At 54.7% G+C, this 3014-nt stretch carries 5 protein-coding genes and 2 pseudogenes; 6 read left to right on the top strand and 1 reads right to left on the bottom strand.

Annotation, left to right across the window (positions count from 1 at the left end; translation table 11 throughout):
• Positions 1–223: hypothetical protein (locus tag MHN28_RS24645; protein WP_239345681.1), on the top strand; the 223-nt coding region annotated here is incomplete at its 5' end.
• A gap of 80 nt (positions 224–303) precedes the next feature.
• Here MHN28_RS24645 and MHN28_RS24650 read toward each other — a convergent pair.
• Complete coding sequence (locus MHN28_RS24650; protein WP_239345683.1) at positions 304–909, bottom strand: GntR family transcriptional regulator; 606 nt, start codon at positions 907–909, stop codon at positions 304–306.
• Between the two features lie 129 nt (positions 910–1038).
• Between MHN28_RS24650 and MHN28_RS24655 the strand changes: the two genes are divergently transcribed.
• The 5 genes and pseudogenes from MHN28_RS24655 to MHN28_RS24935 all read left to right on the top strand — a co-directional run.
• Positions 1039–1767: a pyridoxal phosphate-dependent aminotransferase gene (locus tag MHN28_RS24655; RefSeq protein WP_239345685.1), complete on the top strand. Its 729-nt coding sequence runs from the start codon at positions 1039–1041 to the stop codon at positions 1765–1767.
• 90 nt (positions 1768–1857) lie between these two features.
• Positions 1858–2202, top strand: a complete 345-nt coding sequence (locus tag MHN28_RS24660) for a hypothetical protein (protein ID WP_239345687.1) — start codon at positions 1858–1860, stop codon at positions 2200–2202.
• The gene (locus MHN28_RS24665) at positions 2199–2555 is read left to right on the top strand and encodes a RidA family protein (RefSeq protein ID WP_239345689.1); all 357 of its coding nucleotides are present in this window, start codon (positions 2199–2201) and stop codon (positions 2553–2555) included. The genes MHN28_RS24660 and MHN28_RS24665 overlap by 4 nt, the downstream gene beginning before the upstream one ends.
• Before the next feature lie 70 nt (positions 2556–2625).
• Positions 2626–2847 (top strand): annotated as a pseudogene (locus MHN28_RS24670) (YbaK/EbsC family protein); the annotation flags it as partial.
• A gap of 41 nt (positions 2848–2888) precedes the next feature.
• A pseudogene (locus tag MHN28_RS24935) lies at positions 2889–3014 on the top strand (helix-turn-helix domain-containing protein); the annotation flags it as partial.

Below are 3014 nucleotides of genomic sequence, written 5' to 3' on the forward strand. Positions count from 1 at the left end.
CGCGGAATTCATCAAGGCCAGTGGCGACAATGCCGCCACACAAACAGGCCGGACAGACGAAGGTACTGACAAAATACCCGCAAACATCACCAGAAAACTCTTGCAATGCAGGAGCCACCCACAGAGGTTATTACCGAGCTATCTGGTTGCTGCGGGTGCATTAGGCGGCAAACGGCACTTTGCCGACCTTGGCGGCCTAATTACCCGTCTGTTGTCTCAGTGAAATGGTCGGATGTCGGCTCCGAGCCCGCTTTGACTGACGCTGCGCGTAACACGAATGGCAGAAGATGTAGATTTATGCTGCTAGCTCTGCACCAAGAACTGCTCCAAGGCTCGTCCCGCATCAAGGATGTGTTGAGATGTAAGCGTAATCGCGGCTTCCGTATCTCTTGCATAGCAGGCGTCTAGTATCCCGCGATGCTCGCTGGATGAGCGCGAAACGTAATCGAGCTGCGATAACGTTACTCCGAGGTATCGTTCAGCGATGTCGTGTAGCCCCGATACATGCTCTAATAGCCGTGGCCGCTCACAGGGCGCGTAGAGAGTCATGTGAAACGATTTATTCAACCTGCCATATTCGGACACATCAGAGGTTTCAATCTTATCCTGAATCGCGGCGGCTTCGTCTATTTGCGCGTTGGAAAGATGCGGGAGAGCTTTGCGCAGGGCAAGCACCTCTGCGGCCTCCCGCATTTCTGTGTTTTCACGTAGTTCAGCCGCATCAAGAGGTGCCACGACCGCACCTTTGTTAGGCTCTAGGTGAACCAGACCCTGTGCTTGCAGAAGGCGCAGCGCTTCTCGCACCGGGATGCGGCTCGTTTCATATCTGCGCGCCAGTTCTTCCTGCCGGAGCGGCACTCCGGGCGAGAGTTCTCCCGAAACGATGCTGGCCCGAAGTGCTTCAGCCAAATGTTGAGCGCGATCACCGCGTTTATGAGCAGTCGAGGCAGGCATTCCATTGCGTACCACTCACGCATTTGACTCACAAGATCACTAATTGCATACAATTTATAGATTCGCATGCAATGGGGGAACTCAATGACCAACTCGCGACTGGCCAACATTCCAGGCATTGGTTTGGATCAGATGGGCAATGCCGCAGATGCCCTCGCCAGCGGGACGATGCTGCGGCTCGAAAATCTGGATACTGACCTTCCCCCACCGCAAGAGGCGACAGAAGCGACAAAGGCCGCTGTCGGAACGGATGCTGCCAACAGTTACCTGCCATTTTTGGGCATGCACGCCTTGCGCGAAGCTGCTGCCCGCCGAGTCTCTGCAACCGCCGGGGTAGACTACGTGCCTGATGAACAGTGTATTGTGTCCGCTGGTGGATTGTCCGGTATCCTGAATGCTTTGTTGGCAATACTGGAGCCAGGTGATGAGGTAATCATCACCGACCCGGCCTATGCGGGGTTGATCAATCGCATCTATCTGGCGGGTGGCGTTCCAAAGCTCGTCCCGCTGATCATTGAAGATCGCCGATGGCGGTTGGATATTGACGCCTTAAGGGATGCGGTAACTGAAAAGACGCGCGCAGTTCTCACCATGAGTCCATCGATGCCAAGCGGCATTGTGCATACCCAGGAAGAGTGGGATGAAATCGTAGCGGTTGTTCGTAAGACCGATGCTCATGTTTTGCATGATGCCGCCATGGAGCGCATTCTGTTTACTGACACCTCTGTCATACATCCGGCGTCTCTCGATGGCATGGCAGATCGGGTTATCACAGTAGGGTCGGTTTCCAAGGAATACAGGATGATTGGCTGACGCTGTGGCTGGGTGGTTGGCCCAAAACCAATCATGAAAGACATAGGGCTTGTCAGCCTTACCAATGTTGTTTGCCAGGTTGGAATTGGCATGCAGGGCGCTGCTGCTGCGCTGAATGCGCAAGATGATGGCGTGGATCAGGCAACACGCGAGTGGCGATCTCGCAGGGATTTTCTGATCACAGAGATGAGCGATCTGCCAGTGGTGTCCCCCGATGGTGGTTGGTCTCTGTTGATCGACACGCAGAGCATAGGACTGACGCCCGGCGAAGCGTCCAAACACCTGTTTCAACATGGTGAAATCGCGGCCACGCCAATGACCGGATGGGGCAGCCCGGAGCGCGCTGATCGCTACTTGCGGTTCGTCTACGCAAACGAACCGATAGCAAGGCTTTCCGATATTCGAGACCGGATCAGAAAGGCTTGGAAGACATGACGATAAGACGAATTGAAACCGGGCCACGCATGGCGCAAGCCGTCATTTCCAATGGTCATGTCTTCTTGGCCGGGCAGATCGGAGCCGGCGCAACAACCCGAGTACAAGCCGAAGATATCCTGAAAAAGATCGATCATCTTTTGCAGCAGGCAGGCTCAGGCCGCTCGCATTTGCTGAGCGCGAATATCTGGCTGACCGATATGTCTGATTTTTCGGACATGAATGAGGTGTGGGATGCCTGGATTGACGCGGAACATCCACCCGCGCGCGCCTGTGTGCAATCTAAACTCGCCCTCCCGGAGTTGAAGGTTGAAATCGCCGTAGTTGCACAAGTTGAGGACAAGGGGGATTGAAATGTCAAAAAGCGTGAAACGCGTCGAACAGGCCGCGAAGATTCTGGGGCAGAACATATCAGTTGAGTTAATGCCGGAAAGCACCAGAACAGCGTTAGATGCATCGAAGGCCTGTAACTGTGACGTAGGTCAAATTGTGAAATCTCTGGTTTTCGAAGGCGCAGAAACAGGAAATCTGAAGCTTCTTCTTGTCAGTGGGAAACATGACGTGAACCTGGACGATGCGCAGGCCATCTTTGGCGAAGCCTTGAACCGAGCCGATCCCAAGCGCGTGCGCTCGGAAACCGGCTTTGCCATCGGCGGGGTCGCCCCTATCGGACATCTTTGCGCTTTGAGGCGCTTGAGGATCGTAGTCCCAAGCCGTCACCGGTCTGGAACCGCATTTCGCAGCCGATGCGCGAGAAGATCAAGGATCTGGCTCTGAAGGAAAGTGAGCTGTCTCCGCGTGAGTTGGCTGTC

The organism is Ruegeria sp. Ofav3-42 (assembly GCF_022347725.1).
Taxonomy (GTDB): Bacteria; Pseudomonadota; Alphaproteobacteria; order Rhodobacterales; family Rhodobacteraceae; genus Ruegeria.